We start from the raw sequence: 16,965 nt of genomic DNA on the forward strand, positions 1-16,965 counted from the left end.
GGCTCCGGTCAAAAAAAATTAAATACAAATCACAATGATATGTATTTGTATTTACATATAAGGGCGTAATTACCCCGGAAAAAGCGGAATATCCCCCTGGTAACTTCCTCACGCGCTACGAACGCGGGAAGAACTGAATCTGTGCGGTAAGTCGTTTCGGTTCACCATCTGGCGGTGCCGGTACCGGTGAAGCACGGCGTAACAGAGACAACACTTCATTATCCAGTGCACTAAAACCCACGCCCTTTCTGAGTGCTACCGTCTGTACATTTCCCTGACCATCAAGGGTAAATTCGACGGTCGCCACCCCCTGCTGTCCGCGATCCTGTGCCGCCTGAGGATAGCGTTTGCGCTTCTCCAGATGGGCCATCACTTTGCTCATCCAGGTCGCCCTCTGTTGGGGTGACAGCGCGTTGCTGGCGACGGTCTGGCGGGCGGCGTTACGTAATGCCTGCTGCGCCTGTACCTGTGCCTGAACGCTCTGGGCTGATGCAGCTTGCTCGCGTTGCTGCTCTTGTTGCTGTTTTTGCTGACGCTGCCTTTTCTGCTGCGCCTTGCGTTGTTCATCTTTTTTACTTTTCGATGCCCGGGCGGCTGACTGGGTCATCACCGTTTTTTCCACGACAGGCAGCGGTTTTTCTGGGTCCTTCAATGATGGCTGCGGCTCTGCTTGCGCGGGTGCCGCTGCGCCATCGCTCTGCGCTTCTTCTTTGTTCTGCGCCTGACTGGCCTGGGCATCCACCTTTTCCGTGGTGATATTGTTCTGCTGCGTCTGTACAGCCTGCGCCGTATCGGCGATTTCAATCATAATGGCTGCGGGAGGGGCATCGTCAGCAGCAACCGGCGGTGGCGTCCACATCCACCAGACTGCCAGACCGCCATGTAGTGCCAGCGCCAGCAGACCACCCGTTAACCACAGCGGAGAATCTTGCTGACTTTCCGGCCCGAGTACGCCTTGCATACCACCCCCAACCTTTTTTTATTCTTTCAACCCTCTCGGGTTGATTGCCTGGCATCTTGCTTCTTACTAATAAAACGAACGGCGCGGCTTTTTTTTATCAGTGAAGACAACGTTTTTTGATTTAAATGAAAAAAAGAAAACGGGCGGGGTTTCCCCCGCCCGCAAAAGGCTATCAGAACTTCATCGTCACACTACCGCGCAGTGTCCTGCCTGGACCGGCCTGCGGTGAGATACTCATCGCCTCGACATAATAACGGTCGGTCAGGTTATCAACGGTCAAATCAAACGTCGTATTCCTGTTCAGCTTATAACTGGCGTACAGGTCAACCAGCGCATACGGACGCCAGCGAGAAGGCTGAATTGAGCCGACACCCAGTGACTGTGTGGTTTTCTCACTGCCATCACCAATTCCCTCGGTGTAGCGGCTGCCGATCCAGTTAACACGTGAACCCACGGTCAGCTTGTCATCGAGGAAACGGCTTCCCAGATTCACCGTCACCGTATCTTTCGGCGGTACCTGTTGAAGCGCGAAGCTGTTGTAAATCCCCCCGGCTGCACACTCGGTATATTCAGGATTAATACTGCCCGGTACCGCGCAGAACATCACATGGGTATAGTGGTTCCAGCCCACACTGCCGAACACTTTGCCGGTGTCATACTCAGCGGAAACTTCAAAACCGCGCATCTCAGCTGACTTCAGGTTAATGCGTCCCAGCGCATACCAGGTGAACCACGGCGTCTCCATCGGGACATTGGAACGGGTAATGTAATTATCAACCTGGTTATCAAAATACGCCGCATGCAGGCGCAGTTTGTCTTCTTTCATCAGTACGCCATCGCGCAGAATGTTAATTCCGGCCTCATAGCTGCGTGCCTGTTCCGGTTTCACGGCGTTATCCGCCACCGGCACGCCAAATGACGGGCTGGTCAGTGACTCAAAGATACTGGGGTTGCGCATGACATTGCTGTACTTCACATAAGGTTTCACACCTTCAAACGGCTCAACCGTTGCACTGATAATCCGTGACCAGCCTTTATCGGTACGCTCATACGGTGTTTCCAGGGTTGGCGCCTCATCCAGGGTTTTATAGTGCTGATAGCGCACATGGCCGTTCAGTGTCAGCCATTCCTGCGGTTTCCATTCCAGTGTGGTAAAGGCATTACTCTCGCGGCGATTACCCTCGCGCGGTTGTGGCATGACCACCGAAAGATCATCGACAAATGTAACACCCCTCGGTGTGCCAACATCTTCACGTGTATAACCTCCGCCCAGCTCAACGCTGACATCCCCGACAGGCGTGGTGAACAGTGAGGTATTCGATGCGGTGGCACCCCAGCGATCCGCACCGACCAGCATAGCGGTAGAGGTCAGAGTGCCCAGCGTTTCATTGTAGCTGGTGGCATTAGCACGGTTATCCACCTGATTGTAAAACGTGTTCACTTTGAGGTTAATCAGATCGGTATCATCGGGCTGCCACTGATAACGCGCAGTCCAGGTATCTAGCGTGATATTACTCAGCCTGCCCTGATAGAAAGAGGGGGTGATAAAATACGTCGATCCCAGCTGATAGCCGTAGTCACTGATGTATTTTGAATATCCCAGTTCCAGCGTCTGGTTATTCACCATCTTCAGCTTGCCTTTCAGCAGCCAGGATTCGTTATCCAGCGAGGTATTCAGCACCTGCTCACCGCCACGGTAAGGTCCAATGCCGCCGTTGACTAAGGTGTTATTACCATAGAGATCCACTTTGGTCGTCACCCGGGGCTGGCCGCCACCGTGCTTACCCGCGTAGTAGTTACCGTTGTAGCGCCGGGCATAGGCAGCTACACCGTCAAAATAGTCGCTCGTCCCTGCCACCGCAATACTGCCGGAACCGCCCGTTGCCTCCAGTAACCCCGGACGCCGGGTGTCATTCTTATAATACATCTGGTCATAAGTCGGACTATCGCCAGCATAGCCGAACGATTTTTTCATGCCCGCACGGGTACCTTCCGCAGGAACATGACCACTGTTGCTGTTAAAGCCGCCCTTAATACGTACCCCCAGACTTTCGCCCGGCAGCAAAATATCCTGTACACCGATGGTACTGACGCGCACCACCCCACCGATGGCACCAGTGGCATCGGCACCCATGCTGGCACCCTTTTCAATCTCGACGGAACCAATAAAATCCGGGTCAATATAGGTACGTGAGTTCGATCCATTATATCCCTGATAAATGCTGGTCTCCTGGCTGGATCCATCGACAATAACCGGTGCTCGTCCCTGTCCCTGCATACCACGTATGTTCACATCCAGCGCCCCTGAGTTGCGGGCATCACCATTCAGCACACCGGGTACACCAGAGAGGAAGTCGCCTACCGAGGTGCCGCGAAAACGCTCCACCTGTTCGCCAGAGAGATACGCTCTGGAACCGGCACTTTCATAGGGTGCGTCCGCTGGCGTTCCACCTGCTTTAGCGGTCACGGTAATGGTGCCCAGCATCAGGGCATCATCGTCGGCATTGGATGCTGAAGCCGTATTCAGTGTGACCGTGTTGCCGCTGAAGTTTGCCTGTAGCCCACTGCCCTGCAACAACCGGTTCAACGCGGCGTCAGACGTGGTGGTGGTGGAGATACCCGGAGATGTCTTCCCGGCCGCCATTTCTGGTGGATAACTGATCTGCATACCGGACTGGCGGCCAAACGCGGCCAGCGCGCGGGACAGTGAACCGGCCGGGATGCTGAATGAAATTTGCTGTGCGGCTTCTGCGTGTGCACTGTGAGACAGCACCACCAGCGGCAACGAAAGTGAACCTAAAAGCGTTGCGCTTAACAGTCGGGTACCGACACGACGTGCAAGGCGAACTTCAACTGACGAAATCATAAATCCCCTCGGCAAAAATATTGTTATTTTGTAAGCGGCCGATGATGCAGGTGACAGCCAGCACGCTCTGTCAGATACAACGAATGGGAATGACAATTTTTCTCATTAAGATGTTTTTTTTACAAAACTATTTTGGGGGAGAATGAAAACGCAGGGAGGAAGGTCTTTTTCGGTCAGATCGTGGCGATTACCGTCAGCCACGGACTCAGTTCATGCACTTTGCCACCACGAGGCTGCACCGCAGCCTGCAAGGCGCTCAAGGGGTCACTCAGATTATAGACACCGCTAATACGCTGATGACCAAGGCGGCTGCTGGCCATCACCACCTTGCCCGGCTGCCAGCGCGCAATGCGTGCGACCACTGATGATAATGTTTCGCCGTCCACCACCAGCGTACCGTCCTGCCAGGCACCGGCGGCATCAGCAGAATGATGACCATGTTCGATCAACTGGCTGTGCAGATCCAGGGTCAGCCAGTCACCGGCACCCAGCTGCGGACTGACCGGGTCACTGTTACCCGCGATAAGCACTTCAGCACTGCCGCGCCCGACGCTGACATTCAGCAGCGAACTCTCCTGGCTCAAATCGAAAGCACTGTCGAAAGTACTGACCTGCATATCACGCGCCACCGCGCGAAAAGTACGCATGTCGTCAGCGGCAACATCAATCCACGCCATCCCGGAGAGCAGCTCAATACGGCGTTCCTGCGGGGTAAAATGATAACGAACGGCACTGTCCGGTCCCAGCGCGATAGCGGTTCCGTCCTCCAGCCGCAGATGTTTCACTTCTGCGGTCGCCGTCACGTTGTCAGCACGAAGGTTAAGCAGCAGTTGGGGTCCCGCCACTGCCAACAGAGCCCCCGCAGCAGCAACTGCAGTTGCCCCCAGCAGAAAACGACGACGGGATAATCCCGGTCGGGAAGGAAGGGGCACAACGGTGGAGGGGGAAACATGCAGCAAATCGCCGGACAGGCTGTGAATATGCATCGCCTCGCGCCAGGCCGCTTCATGGGCAGGGCCACGCGCGCGCCAGACCTGAATCAGATCGCGCACCTGCGGGGTATCCTTGCCAGCCTGCAACATGATGATCAGGTCGAAGGCTTCTTCAAACAGTTTATCGTCCTGCGACATGTTTCCAGTCATCTGAGCAAATCCGGTTCGCTGGCGCGTCGGCAAAAAGAGCATTCATACTGTAATGGATAAGAGATGCGTTTGCTTATTTTAGTTCATTGCTTATGCGCATCGTTCAATTTCACGCGCAGATGAAGGTAGGCGCGTTGAATCAGTTTCCAGCAGTGGGAAATAGAAATATCCAGCTCCTCTGCCACCTCGTTAATCGTCATCTCCCCTAAACGATACAGGCGGAAAGCCTGCTGAGTTTGTAACGGCAGCTCATGCAGCGCATCGTTCAGTATTTGCAGATCCTGACGCGCACCAAAGGTCCGTTCCGGCCCGGAGAGCGGGTCAGCAATGGCATAGAAGTCCTCTTCCGGCATCTCTTCTATGGTGACAATCTGCTGGCGGCGATAGAGGTCAACCGAGAGGTTACGTGCCACCCGGTGCAGCCACGCACGCGGGTTATCATCCTTTTGCGGTGCCGAACTGAGGATGCGCAGGAAAGTATCCTGGGTCAGATCGGCGGCCACATCAGGCCCGTGCCCGCGTTTCTGAAGAAACTGCTGGATCTCGTGCGCGTGCTTCTGGAAGAGCAATTTGAGGTTCAGCATAGCGCCACCCCGGGAGCCGGAAGTTTAAAGCGAGCACAAGCAACGTTAATGCACACCATAAAAAAGTACCCTGGAGAGGACCAGCACGCGGTTGCGCGGGTCGCTATTTGTTCGTTTTAGGTAAGAATATAGAAAAAAATATAAAAATGATAATGATTCTTATTAACATTAAAATTGGTGTGACATTTATGTTGTGTTTTTTACCACGGGGAACCAGGGGGAAATAAAAAGCCCCGCGAGAGCAGGGCTGAAAAGAATTAATGTTTACGGTGAATATTAACGCTGCCATCAGCATTTTTATGGATGATAAGCTCATCCAGCGAGGTGAGTACCATATCCACATCTTCCAGACGGGGTGCATCAACGGGCACGTTCACGGCAATCACATGGCAGCCTGCGCTCAGTCCGGAGAGAATGCCCGCTGCGGCATCTTCTACCACCACACACTCTTCCGGCTCCAGGTCCAGCAGCTGTGCACCCAGTAAATAGGCATCAGGTTCAGGTTTACCGCGCTCGACACGTTCTGCGGTAACAAACGCGGCAGGAGCTGGCAGCCCTGCCGCCGCATGACGGGCGCTGGCCACAGGCACAGAACCGGAGGTCACGATGGCCCAGGGGATGTCCATTTCATCAAGCTGCGCCAGCAACGCTAGCGCACCCGGCAACGCCACAATCCCGTCCGTGTCTTCGGCTTCCATTTTTTCCAGGGCGATAAACTCCTGCTGAATGGCGTCTGCTGACGCCCCGGCCATAAAATGGCGCAGTGAGGTAATAGCCTGCTTACCGTGGATGAAACCAAGCACTTCGTCCGGGTCAATCCCGTGGCGCTTACCCCAGTTTTTCCAGGCACGTTCAACGACCGTAAGTGAGTCGACTAACGTGCCATCCAGATCAAACAGAAAACCTTTACACTTCACTGCATCTTCCTTCTCAGGCGTTGATAACTTGCGCGATCTCATTCGCACTCAGATGGTACTGTCGGGGACAATTGTGCCACACAGCCAGCATCCGTTGATACTTTTCCCACATCGGCACCTGAGCATTAAACTCGTGGTTGCCCGCGGAAAAATGACCGTAACGCCCTTCCACATTCACCAGAAAGCGCACGTAGCCGAGGTAACGCCCTTCTGTGGCGGCATCAAAACCCAGGAATACCAGGCGACGCGCTTCAACCCCCTGAGGCTCTTTCAGATTAGTCCAGGAAACATGCAGCGCGTGATACATCTCCATCATCGCGACCAGCGTGCGGCATTCCGCTTCCGGCAGCTGGCTGAATTCATTATCCAGCTCGCGCAGTTGCAGGCCGTAACCGCGTTCGACAATAGTCTGATAGCGACGATGACGCGCCGCATTATCGGGATCGAGCATCGCCATTAACTGGTATTGATTGGAAAGAATTAAACGCTGTGCGTGGGTCATATCCATTTGGGGCTCCTCGGCCACGGGGGGCAATCTGAAAGTTGCACAAGGATCGCATAGCGGGGGGAAAGGCTTCTTTGACGCAAAGCGGGTTTACCTTCACTTCAGTGAGGAAAACCCGCCTGCATTTAGAGGTCATCAAGGAACGTTTTATCCAGCTGCTTGAACGCCCGTTTCAGAACATCAGCCAGTGACTGATACGTGGGCTTGCCTTCAACCGGGGTCATCGCCTGGCCGGCGGCTTGCAGTTTCTCACGCACATCGTGGAACCAGCCCAGCAAAGAAGGAGGCAACGGCGTGACCGAACGTCTTCCCAGCCACCACAGCCCCTGCATTGGCAGGCTACAGGCAAAGAGCGCGGTGGCCACGGCCGGGCCAAGTTGCCCGCCGAGGGCAATTTGCCAGGTCAGGCTGAAAACAGCGACGGGAGGCATAATGCGGATAGCAAACCGCGTGGCGCGCGTCACTCTGTTTTCTGGAAACATAGGTGCAAGGCGTTTATCGACAGGCCACGTCTTCATATAGTGCTGCCCATGCTGGAACAGCTTAAACCAACCGACACTGCCGGACTCATTCGCCATGTCTGACCTCAACTTCAGAGATAAATATTAAAAAAAAACTGTAACTCACCAACTTTACCTAACATGATTCAAAATATTTTGTCTTTGCGAGTGACCCTGGTTATCCTGTGCGCGATTTATTCCCATCATATCGGGTACGGGCAGTGGATAACGAGCAATCCGGGTCAACAATCGACCAACTTATAAAAATAACAGACAAGATTTAAAAAAATCTCGTAATATTTCCAAAAAATTTGCTTTCGGACAAAACTTTTCGAAAGCCTGACCTTCATCATTAATGTACCAGCTTTCATGCACTACGCTGATAGACTGTTGACTTTATTTTCGCCACTTTAAACAAATAGGACCTTCCATGTCGAGTAAGTTAGTACTGGTTCTGAACTGCGGTAGTTCTTCCCTGAAATTTGCCATCATCGATCCGGCAAACGGCGACGAATACCTGTCAGGTTTAGCTGAATGTTTCCACCTTCCGGAAGCCCGTATCAAATGGAAGCAGGATGGCGCTAAACAAGAAGCGGCTCTGGGTGCTGGTGCAGCTCACAGCGAAGCACTGAACTTCATGGTTAAAACTATTCTGGCACAAAAACCAGAACTGTCGGCACAAATCGCTGCAATCGGTCATCGCATCGTACATGGCGGCGAAAAGTTAACTCAGTCTGTGGTTATCGATGCGTCTGTTATCCAGGGCATCAAAGATGCTTCTTCTTTTGCACCGCTGCATAACCCGGCGCACCTGATCGGTATTGATGAAGCACTGAAAAACTTCCCACACCTTTCAGATAAGAATGTGGCTGTTTTCGACACCGCTTTCCATCAGACAATGCCTGAAGAGTCTTATCTCTACGCCCTGCCGTACAAACTCTATAAAGAGCACGGTGTTCGTCGTTACGGCGCACACGGCACCAGTCACTACTATGTAACTCAGGAAGCGGCGAAAGTCCTGAACAAACCTGTTTCTGAACTGAACGTGATCACCTGCCACCTGGGCAACGGAGGCTCTGTTTCGGCTATCCGTAACGGCGAATGTGTGGACACCTCAATGGGTCTGACTCCGCTGGAAGGTCTGGTGATGGGCACCCGCAGTGGTGACATCGACCCGGCGATCATCTTCTTCCTGCACGACACGCTGGGCATGAGCGTGGATGCGATCAACAAACTGCTGACCAAAGAGTCTGGCCTGCTGGGTCTGACTGAAGTCACCAGCGACTGCCGTTACGTTGAAGACAACTACGCCACTAAAGAAGATGCCAAACGCGCGATGGATGTGTTCTGCCACCGTCTGGCGAAATACATCGGTTCTTACACTGCACTGATGGACGGCCGCCTGGATGCGGTTATCTTTACCGGCGGGATCGGCGAAAATGCAGCGATGGTTCGTGAATTGTCACTGGGCAAGCTGGCGCTGCTGGGCTTCGAGGTTGACCACGAGCGCAACCTGGCCGCACGCTTCGGCAAATCAGGCTTTATCAACAAAGAAGGCACGCGTGCAGCGATTGTCATCCCAACCAACGAAGAGTTGGTGATCGCGCAGGACGCCAGCCGCCTGACGGCATAATCTCGCAACGAGCCGTCAGCCCAGGCTGACGGCGTTGTTTTAGACACCATTTTATATAGCTACATATTTCGCGTTACAGGAAGGCGGCAACTGAGTGAATCCTCAGGAGCTTACTCAAGTAATTGACTGGGGTGAGCGAAGGCAGCCAACACACCTGTAGCGTGAAAAATGACGCTATAGGAGAGAATCTATCGTGTCCCGTACTATCATGCTCATCCCTACCGGTACCAGTGTCGGTCTGACCAGCGTCAGCCTGGGCGTTATCCGTGCTATGGAACGTAAAGGCGTGCGTCTCAGCGTCTTTAAACCGATCGCCCAGCCACGTGCAGGCGGCGACAGCCCAGACCAGACCACCACCATCATCCGCAAAAACTCCAGCATTCCTGCCGCTGAACCGCTGGCAATGAGCCGCGTTGAATCTCTGCTGGGCTCTAACCAGCAAGATGTGTTGATGGAAGAGATCATTGCGCGCTATCACGAAAACACCAAAGATGCCGAAGTGGTGCTGGTAGAAGGCCTGGTGCCAACGCGTAAACATCAGTTCGCCAATGCGCTGAACTATGAAATCGCCAAAACACTGAATGCTGAAATTGTCTTCGTGATGTCACTGGGCAATGACTCAGCGGCCCAGCTGAAAGAGCGTATCGAACTGACGCAGAGCAGCTTCGGTGGCAGCAAAAACAAAAGCATTACCGGCGTTATTATCAACAAGTTGAATGCCCCGGTTGACGAACAGGGCCGTACACGCCCGGACCTGTCTGAAATCTTTGACGACTCAAACAAAGCCAGCGTGGCCAATATCGATCCTAAGCAGCTGTTCGCTAACAGCCCGCTGCCCGTGCTGGGCTGCGTGCCGTGGAGCTTCGAGCTGATTGCCACCCGCGCTATCGATATGTGCCGTCACCTGAATGCACGTGTGATCAACGAGGGCGACATCGCCACTCGCCGCGTGAAATCCGTGACCTTCTGCGCCCGCAGCCTGCCACACATGCTGGAGCACTTCCGTCCGGGTTCACTGCTGGTGACCTCTGCTGACCGTCCTGACGTGCTGGTTGCCGCCTGCCTGGCCGCGATGAACGGCGTAGAAATTGGTGCCATTCTGTTGACCGGCGGTTACGCCATCGACGCGCCGATTCAGAAACTGTGTGAGCGTGCTTTCCAGACTGGCCTGCCCGTCTTTATGGTCGACACCAATACCTGGCAGACCTCTCTCAGCCTGCAGAGCTTCAACCTGGAAGTCCCAAGCGACGATACCCAGCGTATTGAACGCGTGCAGGAATATGTGGCCAGCCACATCGATGCAGACTGGATCGAATCGCTGACCGCTGAATCTGAGCGCAGCCGTCGTCTGTCTCCACCTGCCTTCCGCTACCAGCTCACCGAACTGGCACGCAAAGCGCATAAACGTATCGTCCTGCCAGAAGGCGACGAACCACGTACTGTGAAAGCCGCAGCCATCTGTGCTGAGCGCGGCATCGCCACCTGTATCCTGCTGGGTAACCCGGAAGAGATCCAGCGCGTAGCGGCCGCTCAGGGCGTTGAACTGGGCAAAGGTATTGAGATTGTTGACCCGGTCGTTGCACGCGAAAACTACGTTGCCCGTCTGGTTGAGTTGCGTAAGAGCAAAGGCATGACCGAAGTGGTGGCGCAGGAGCAGTTGGAAGACAACGTGATGCTCGGCACCATGATGCTGGAGCGCGGTGAAGTTGACGGACTGGTTTCCGGTGCTGTTCACACCACCGCGAACACCATTCGTCCGCCATTACAGCTGATCAAAACCGCACCGAACAGTTCACTGGTTTCCTCCGTGTTCTTCATGCTGCTGCCTGAGCAGGTTCTGGTTTACGGTGACTGCGCGATCAACCCGGATCCCAACCCTGAGCAGCTGGCAGAGATCGCTATCCAGTCCGCCGACTCTGCACTGGCGTTTGGCATCGAACCTCGCGTGGCGATGATCTCCTACTCCACCGGAACCTCAGGTGCCGGTAGCGACGTTGAGAAAGTACGCGAAGCCACGCGCATCGCGCAGGAAAAACGTCCTGATCTGGTGATCGATGGTCCATTGCAGTATGACGCCGCGATCATGGCTGATGTGGCCAAATCAAAAGCGCCAAACTCACCGGTTGCAGGCCGTGCTACCGTGTTCATCTTCCCAGACCTGAACACCGGTAACACCACGTACAAAGCCGTACAGCGCTCTGCTGACCTGATCTCCATCGGGCCAATGCTGCAAGGGATGCGTAAGCCGGTCAACGACCTGTCACGCGGCGCGCTGGTAGACGATATCGTTTACACCATCGCCCTGACGGCGATTCAGTCTAAACAGGCTGAAGGCTAACACCACAGGCAGTGACCGGGCCGACGATCGTTCTGTCGGCCTATCAAAAGGCGAACCCGATTCAGGGTTCGCTTTTTTTATAGTTTCCTTCCTGCAATCAGTAAAAAAAATTTGTGATAAATAAAGAAATCCGGAGAACTGCCGATTTATAGAAGGCCAGGGAACATGGGTGGTAGTCCCACCGCATTGGCTCCCTTGCCTCCCGGCAGTGGCAACGTTCAGCCATATTTTCAAAGGATAAGAAATGAACAAAAAAATTGCGTTATTGCTTCTCTCAGCGTTTCTCGCAGGCTGCAATGATAAAGATCAGCTGGAGTGTTCATCCCCGGTAAGCACCCAGACGTTGATTGACGTACTGAAAAAGTCAGCGATGGAGCAGATCAATCCGGAAAGCATGTCGTTTGAAGATGTCACCAACGGTATTAAACGGTCAGCATTAGAAAAAGTGCAGTTCAGCGTCGCCGATATCACGACGAACAGCAAAGATCCCAACAGTTCATTACGGACCTGTTCTGCCACGGTCAGTATTAAAATCGATCCCCAGCAATATCAGGATCTCAGTGAGTTTTATCGAGTTAACTATAGAAAAAACATTGATAAATTCCTTGAAAGCCTCAGCCTGACGCTCAGTACCAATGTATTTTCTTCGCGCATTAATTATACCGCGCAACCAACCGATGATAATAAGACGGTATTTATTGAAACGGCAGGAAACAATGGTATTTCCTCCGGTGCTGCGTTTATTTCCACAATCACTATTGTTAAGCCCTTACTTGAGCAGCAAAAAATAGAACAGGCTAAACAGCAGCAGGCGCAGGTTGCACAGCAGGCCCTGGCTCAGCAACAGGCTGAAGCGGCAGCACAGCAGCAGATAGCCCTACAGAGTGCGAAAGCAGACGATGCTAACGCTACTACTGCTGCGGTTCCTGCCCAGCCGGCGCAAGTGAATACAGCCCCTTCTGCGCCACAGCGAGCCGTTCCAGTCTCATTAAATGAAGTGAGAAATCGCTTTATGGATGCAGATAAACAGCTGGGTACTGCCTGGCACGGATTAGGAAGTGAAAAACAGAAAGCGTTATTAAGTCAGCAACGACAGTGGATCAAAAATAAAGAAGCGATTTGCGGGAAAATTTCGATGAAAGGCAGCGAAGCTGAGATGACAAATATGTTTGAATGCCAACTCGACTTCACCAACAAACGAATAGTGGAACTGGAACAGGCGCGATAAAAACATTCTGCCCTGCGATCATAATCCTGAACGCAGGGCATTTTTCCCCGACTAAGACACCCTAATTACTGGATCACCACATCAAGCGCACGCAGATGCTCAGGCTGCCACGAGAGTTTTACCTCAGTGCCCGGCTGCCAGCGGCTGTCCATTTTGGCCGGCGACAGCTTGACCATAAAATTCCCCTGCCCCGCGACCTCAGTCAGCATGCGCACATGATCGCCCAGATAGATAAACTGCTGGATACGCGCGCTCACCTGCTGATCGCCCTGTTCCGGGGCATTGACGTTAATACGCTCCGGACGAATACTGAGCTGGATTTTTTTCCCCGGTGAGCTTGGCCGCACTTTCAGCGCATCCAGCTCATAACCATCGTCCAGCTTGACGCGATAGTAGTCGCCCTGTGCTGCGACCTGCGTGGCGAGCAGGCTGTTATTTTCACCAATAAACTGCGCCACAAAGGCATTGGCGGGCTGCTCGTAAAGCTGGCCAGGGCTGTCCATCTGCTGGATCATACCGTCGTTAAATACGGCAACCCGGTTAGACATGGTCATGGCTTCGCTTTGATCGTGCGTCACATAAACAATCGTCAGACCCAGCATCTCATGGAGCTGCTTAATTTCCAGCTGCATATGCTCACGCAGCTGTTTGTCCAGCGCCCCCAGCGGCTCATCCATCAGGATTAGCTTTGGCTCAAACACCAGCGCACGCGCCAGGGCCACCCTTTGCTGTTGTCCCCCCGACATCTGCGCCGGATAGCGATCGGCCAGTGGGGTGAGTTTGATCATATCCAGAATGCGTGCCACACGCTCTTTAATATCAACCTTGCTCATGCGGCGGATCGACAGCGGAAACGCCAGGTTTTCCGCCACCGTCATATGCGGGAATAACGCATAATTCTGGAAAACCATGCCAATATCACGCTGGTGCGGCGGCAAGGTATGCAAGGGTTTATCACGCAGGAAAATCTCGCCATCGGTCGGAGTTTCGAACCCGGCCAGCATCATCAGGCTGGTCGTTTTTCCAGAACCAGACGGCCCTAACAGCGTTAAAAACTCCCCTTCCTGCACGTCAAGATTCAGATTACGAACCACCAGCTTTTCGCCGTCGTAGCTCTTTTTGATGTTCTTAAAACTTACCAGGGATCTCATAGTATTCTCTCGTCAAACGGGCAAAAAACGTCCCAGGCACGCTTTGTGCATAACTCACAAGAGGTGCATCTGTTGGGTGGCTCTTTTTTAGCTCTACCACAACAAATTTCACTTCGACAAGTAGAATCTGACAAAAAATCAAAAAAAAGCCTGAAGGCATTGCTTTCAGGCTGTTGTTTTCTATTGTTTTTTTAAAAACCACCAAAACACATCAACAAAAAAACAGCAGAATCAGGCAATCATCGCCCTATGCACCATGAAAGGGCAATTCGCCCGGCGTGATGCGCCGTGACAGACAGGCGAGGATCGGGGCAAATTTCTCCGCCATCTGTTGCTCGTCGACGCAGGCATATCCCAGCAGCAGCCCGCGTCGCGCGGTACCCAGCAGGTAGTAAGCCGACAGCGGACGCGTCAGTACACCGTTTTGCTCCAGCTCAGCGCTGAGTGCCACATCGTCGATGTTATCGGGCAGCGACAGAATCAGATGCAGCCCGGCATTGCTCTGCTGAGCGATAAATTTATCTCCCAGACTTTCGCGGATCACCCGCACCAGCTCAGCGCGACGTCGGCTGTACAGCTGGCGCATCTTGCGCACATGGGCTGCGTAATGCCCCTCGCGGATAAACTCCGCCAGCGTCAACTGCACCAGCCCGTTGCCGCCACGGTACAGCTCGGAATGGGCCATTTTCATCCGCGCCGCCAGCGGCTTGGGCACCACCATGTAGCTCAGGCGCAGGCCGGGATACAGGGTTTTGCTGAAGGTGCCGAGATAAATGACCGGCGCATCCGGCGCCAGCCCTTGCAGGGCGGGGATCGGGGAGTCGGTAAAGCGAAACTCACCGTCGTAGTCATCCTCCACCACCCAACTTCCGGCGTTTTTTGCCAGCGCCAGCAGCTGGTGCCGTCGTTGCAGGCTCATTACCGATCCCAGCGGATACTGGTGTGAGGGCGTCACACAAATCAGGCGCGGCGCACGCGCTTCACCGCTCAAATCAGGCAGCGTCATCCCCTCGTCATCCACCGCCGTTGGCAACAACTCAATGCCGTTCACGGCCAGGACGTTACGGATGCCCCAGTAACCCGGCTCCTCCACCCACGCCCGGTCCCCCGGATCGCACAGCATTTTTGCCAGCAAATCCAGCGACTGATGCGTCCCGGCCGTCACCAGAATCTGGTCTGGCGTGCAGTTCAGCGAACGGATCACCCGCAGATAGTCAGCCAGCGCCTGTTGCAGTTGCAGGCAACCGCCGTGGCCGGAATAACTCAGCGCCTCCACCGGCATGCGGCGGCTCAGACGCAGGTGGATCTTGCGCCAGATATCGTGCGGCATATGGCTGACGTCGGGCACACCGGGCATAAACGCCCCCCACTGATACGCTCCGGCCCCGCTGCGCGTCAGCAGACGCGATCCCCGACTGGAGAGGCGCACGAAATTAAACGGGCGCCCGGCACTGACCGGCACGCCTTCGGTTTCCGGCACGCTTTCCGGCAACGCATCGCTGACGAAGGTACCGCTGCCGGTACGGGTTTGCAGATACCCCTCTGATTGCAACTGCTCATACGCCGCCAGCACGGTATTCCGCGACACGGACAGATCTTTTGCCAGATCGCGCGTGGCCGGCAAACGACTGCCCGTGGCAATGGATCCATCCTGAATCGCGCACTGCAACACATCGTATAAACGCTTGCCCAGCGCGCCCTCAGGCGCCAGTGCCAGGCGATGCGCGAGCAGGTCACCGAGTAACGTTCGCAAAATTGGTTCCTTGAAATAAAAAAAACTGGCTCTGGTTTATAAAACCCCGAAAAGGCTAAAAAGCAAGGAGAGCAGAGAGTATTCAAAATTCATAACGAGGTTACACCATGAGCAACAGTGAAATACAGCAGCGCCGTCTGAACGCCACCCCACGTGGAGTGGGGGTGATGTGTGATTTCTTCGCCACCAAAGCAGAGAACGCCACGCTGTGGGATCACCAGGGCCGTGAGTATATCGACTTCACCGCCGGGATTGCCGTGCTGAACACCGGCCACCGGCACCCAAAAGTGATGGCCGCCGTCAGCGCCCAGCTGGACTGTTTCACTCACACCGCGTACCAGGTTATACCCTACGAAAACTACATTGTTCTGGCCGAGCAGCTTAATGAACTTGTGCCTGTGACCGGGCCATGCAAAACCACCTTTTTCTCCAGCGGTGCTGAAGCGGTCGAAAATGCGGTGAAGATTGCCCGCGCCGCCACCGGACGCCCGGGGGTGATTGCTTTCAGCGGTGCTTTCCACGGGCGCACGCTGATGACCATGGGACTGACGGGTAAAGTCACCCCGTACAAAACCGGCTTTGGTCCCTTCCCTGGCTCCGTGTTCCATGCCCGCTACCCGAATGCCCTGCACGGCTTCAGCGTAGAGGACGCGATGGAAAGCCTGGAAACGCTGTTCAAATGCGATATCAGTCCGCAGCAGGTTGCCGCCATTATCTATGAACCGATTCAGGGTGAAGGCGGCTTTAACATCGCCCCGGCTGAATTTGTTACTGCACTGCGTGCGCTGTGCGACCAGCACGGCATTGTGATGATTGCCGACGAAATCCAGACGGGCTTTGCCCGTACAGGCAAACTGTTCGCCAGCGAATATTATCCTGACGCGCAGCCTGACCTGATGACCATGGCGAAAAGCCTGGGGGGAGGACTGCCCATTTCAGCGGTATCTGGACGCGCTGAACTGATGGACGCGCCTGAACCCGGCGGCCTTGGGGGCACCTATGCGGGTAACCCGCTGGCCGTTGCCGGTGCGCTGGCTGTGCTGGAAGTGATTAAAGAAGAAGATCTGTGCGCCCGCGCCCTGCGCCTTGGCGCGGAACTGGTGGAAACGCTGAATGCCAGTGGAAACCCGGCGCTGGTTGAAGTGCGCGCGCGCGGCTCAATGGTGGCCGCTGAATTTAATGACCCGGCCACCGGAAAACCTTCCGCGGCGATGGCCCGTGATATCCAGCAACGCGCGCTGGCGCAAGGATTAATCCTGCTGACCTGCGGCGTACACGGCAATGTCATTCGTTTCCTTTATCCCCTCACTATTCCTGACGCTCAATTCAAAACGGCACTTAGCCTGCTGACATCACTTTTACGCGGCTGACTGCATCATTCCGCCGG

14 protein-coding genes are annotated in these 16,965 nt (G+C 54.4%); 4 read left to right on the top strand and 10 right to left on the bottom strand.

Going from position 1 to position 16,965, the window contains the following annotated elements; genetic code table 11:
• Positions 1-115: 115 nt before the first annotated feature.
• From WH277_RS21345 to yfbV, 7 genes are all read right to left on the bottom strand, one after another.
• Positions 116-961: an energy transducer TonB gene (locus WH277_RS21345; RefSeq protein WP_339506827.1), complete on the bottom strand. Its 846-nt coding sequence runs from the start codon at positions 959-961 to the stop codon at positions 116-118.
• 172 nt (positions 962-1,133) lie between these two features.
• A complete protein-coding gene (locus tag WH277_RS21350) occupies positions 1,134-3,827 on the bottom strand; it encodes a TonB-dependent receptor (RefSeq protein ID WP_339506829.1) in 2,694 nt (897 codons plus the stop codon).
• 173 nt (positions 3,828-4,000) lie between these two features.
• On the bottom strand, positions 4,001-4,969 hold the full coding sequence (locus WH277_RS21355; protein ID WP_159336282.1) for a FecR family protein: 969 nt from the start codon (positions 4,967-4,969) through the stop codon (positions 4,001-4,003).
• Between the two features lie 83 nt (positions 4,970-5,052).
• Entirely contained in the window at positions 5,053-5,553 is a 501-nt protein-coding gene (locus WH277_RS21360) for an RNA polymerase sigma factor (RefSeq protein ID WP_133841390.1), read from the bottom strand.
• 257 nt (positions 5,554-5,810) lie between these two features.
• Positions 5,811-6,470: a sugar phosphatase gene (locus WH277_RS21365; protein WP_133841389.1), complete on the bottom strand. Its 660-nt coding sequence runs from the start codon at positions 6,468-6,470 to the stop codon at positions 5,811-5,813.
• Between the two features lie 13 nt (positions 6,471-6,483).
• Positions 6,484-6,978: a YfbU family protein gene (locus tag WH277_RS21370; protein ID WP_133841388.1), complete on the bottom strand. Its 495-nt coding sequence runs from the start codon at positions 6,976-6,978 to the stop codon at positions 6,484-6,486.
• A gap of 122 nt (positions 6,979-7,100) precedes the next feature.
• Positions 7,101-7,553: a terminus macrodomain insulation protein YfbV gene (yfbV, locus tag WH277_RS21375; protein ID WP_133841387.1), complete on the bottom strand. Its 453-nt coding sequence runs from the start codon at positions 7,551-7,553 to the stop codon at positions 7,101-7,103.
• Positions 7,554-7,905: 352 nt separating this feature from the next.
• Here yfbV and ackA point away from each other — a divergent pair, with 352 nt between their 5' ends.
• From ackA to WH277_RS21390, 3 genes are all read left to right on the top strand, one after another.
• Positions 7,906-9,108, top strand: a complete 1,203-nt coding sequence (gene ackA, locus WH277_RS21380; protein ID WP_133841386.1) for an acetate kinase — start codon at positions 7,906-7,908, stop codon at positions 9,106-9,108.
• A gap of 193 nt (positions 9,109-9,301) precedes the next feature.
• Positions 9,302-11,446: a phosphate acetyltransferase gene (gene pta, locus WH277_RS21385; RefSeq protein ID WP_133841385.1), complete on the top strand. Its 2,145-nt coding sequence runs from the start codon at positions 9,302-9,304 to the stop codon at positions 11,444-11,446.
• Positions 11,447-11,690: 244 nt separating this feature from the next.
• Complete coding sequence (locus WH277_RS21390; protein ID WP_259151665.1) at positions 11,691-12,674, top strand: lysozyme inhibitor LprI family protein; 984 nt, start codon at positions 11,691-11,693, stop codon at positions 12,672-12,674.
• A gap of 65 nt (positions 12,675-12,739) precedes the next feature.
• On the opposite strand, the gene WH277_RS21395 is transcribed toward WH277_RS21390, so the two are convergent.
• The 3 genes from WH277_RS21395 to pdxR are packed head-to-tail and all read right to left on the bottom strand — an operon-like array spanning position 12,740 to position 15,578.
• Complete coding sequence (locus WH277_RS21395) at positions 12,740-13,825, bottom strand: ABC transporter ATP-binding protein (protein WP_159336280.1); 1,086 nt, start codon at positions 13,823-13,825, stop codon at positions 12,740-12,742.
• Complete coding sequence (locus tag WH277_RS21400; RefSeq protein WP_167863555.1) at positions 13,803-14,027, bottom strand: hypothetical protein; 225 nt, start codon at positions 14,025-14,027, stop codon at positions 13,803-13,805. The genes WH277_RS21395 and WH277_RS21400 overlap by 23 nt, the downstream gene beginning before the upstream one ends.
• A gap of 45 nt (positions 14,028-14,072) precedes the next feature.
• Positions 14,073-15,578 carry a MocR-like pyridoxine biosynthesis transcription factor PdxR gene (gene pdxR, locus WH277_RS21405; protein WP_133841383.1) on the bottom strand — a complete coding sequence of 502 codons (1,506 nt, stop codon included), beginning with the start codon at positions 15,576-15,578 and terminating at the stop codon, positions 14,073-14,075.
• Between the two features lie 107 nt (positions 15,579-15,685).
• On the opposite strand from pdxR, the gene WH277_RS21410 reads away from it, so the two are divergent.
• Complete coding sequence (locus WH277_RS21410; RefSeq protein WP_339506837.1) at positions 15,686-16,948, top strand: 4-aminobutyrate--2-oxoglutarate transaminase; 1,263 nt, start codon at positions 15,686-15,688, stop codon at positions 16,946-16,948.
• Positions 16,949-16,965 lie beyond the last annotated feature (17 nt).

Origin of the sequence: Erwinia sp. MYb416, from assembly GCF_037479575.1 — a bacterium.
Classification (GTDB): domain Bacteria; phylum Pseudomonadota; class Gammaproteobacteria; order Enterobacterales; family Enterobacteriaceae; genus Erwinia; species Erwinia rhapontici.

Bases quoted from the DNA above. Each gene is read 5' to 3' on its own strand.
- WH277_RS21350 (WP_339506829.1), bottom strand. From the start codon at position 3,827: ATGATTTCGTCAGTTGAAGTTCGCCTTGCACGTCGTGTCGGTACCCGA.
- ackA (WP_133841386.1), top strand. From the start codon at position 7,906: ATGTCGAGTAAGTTAGTACTGGTTCTGAACTGCGGTAGTTCTTCCCTG.
- WH277_RS21390 (WP_259151665.1), top strand. From the start codon at position 11,691: ATGAACAAAAAAATTGCGTTATTGCTTCTCTCAGCGTTTCTCGCAGGC.
- WH277_RS21410 (WP_339506837.1), top strand. From the start codon at position 15,686: ATGAGCAACAGTGAAATACAGCAGCGCCGTCTGAACGCCACCCCACGT.
- WH277_RS21345 (WP_339506827.1), bottom strand. From the start codon at position 961: ATGCAAGGCGTACTCGGGCCGGAAAGTCAGCAAGATTCTCCGCTGTGG.
- yfbV (WP_133841387.1), bottom strand. From the start codon at position 7,553: ATGGCGAATGAGTCCGGCAGTGTCGGTTGGTTTAAGCTGTTCCAGCAT.
- WH277_RS21355 (WP_159336282.1), bottom strand. From the start codon at position 4,969: ATGACTGGAAACATGTCGCAGGACGATAAACTGTTTGAAGAAGCCTTC.
- WH277_RS21370 (WP_133841388.1), bottom strand. From the start codon at position 6,978: ATGGATATGACCCACGCACAGCGTTTAATTCTTTCCAATCAATACCAG.
- WH277_RS21360 (WP_133841390.1), bottom strand. From the start codon at position 5,553: ATGCTGAACCTCAAATTGCTCTTCCAGAAGCACGCGCACGAGATCCAG.
- WH277_RS21395 (WP_159336280.1), bottom strand. From the start codon at position 13,825: ATGAGATCCCTGGTAAGTTTTAAGAACATCAAAAAGAGCTACGACGGC.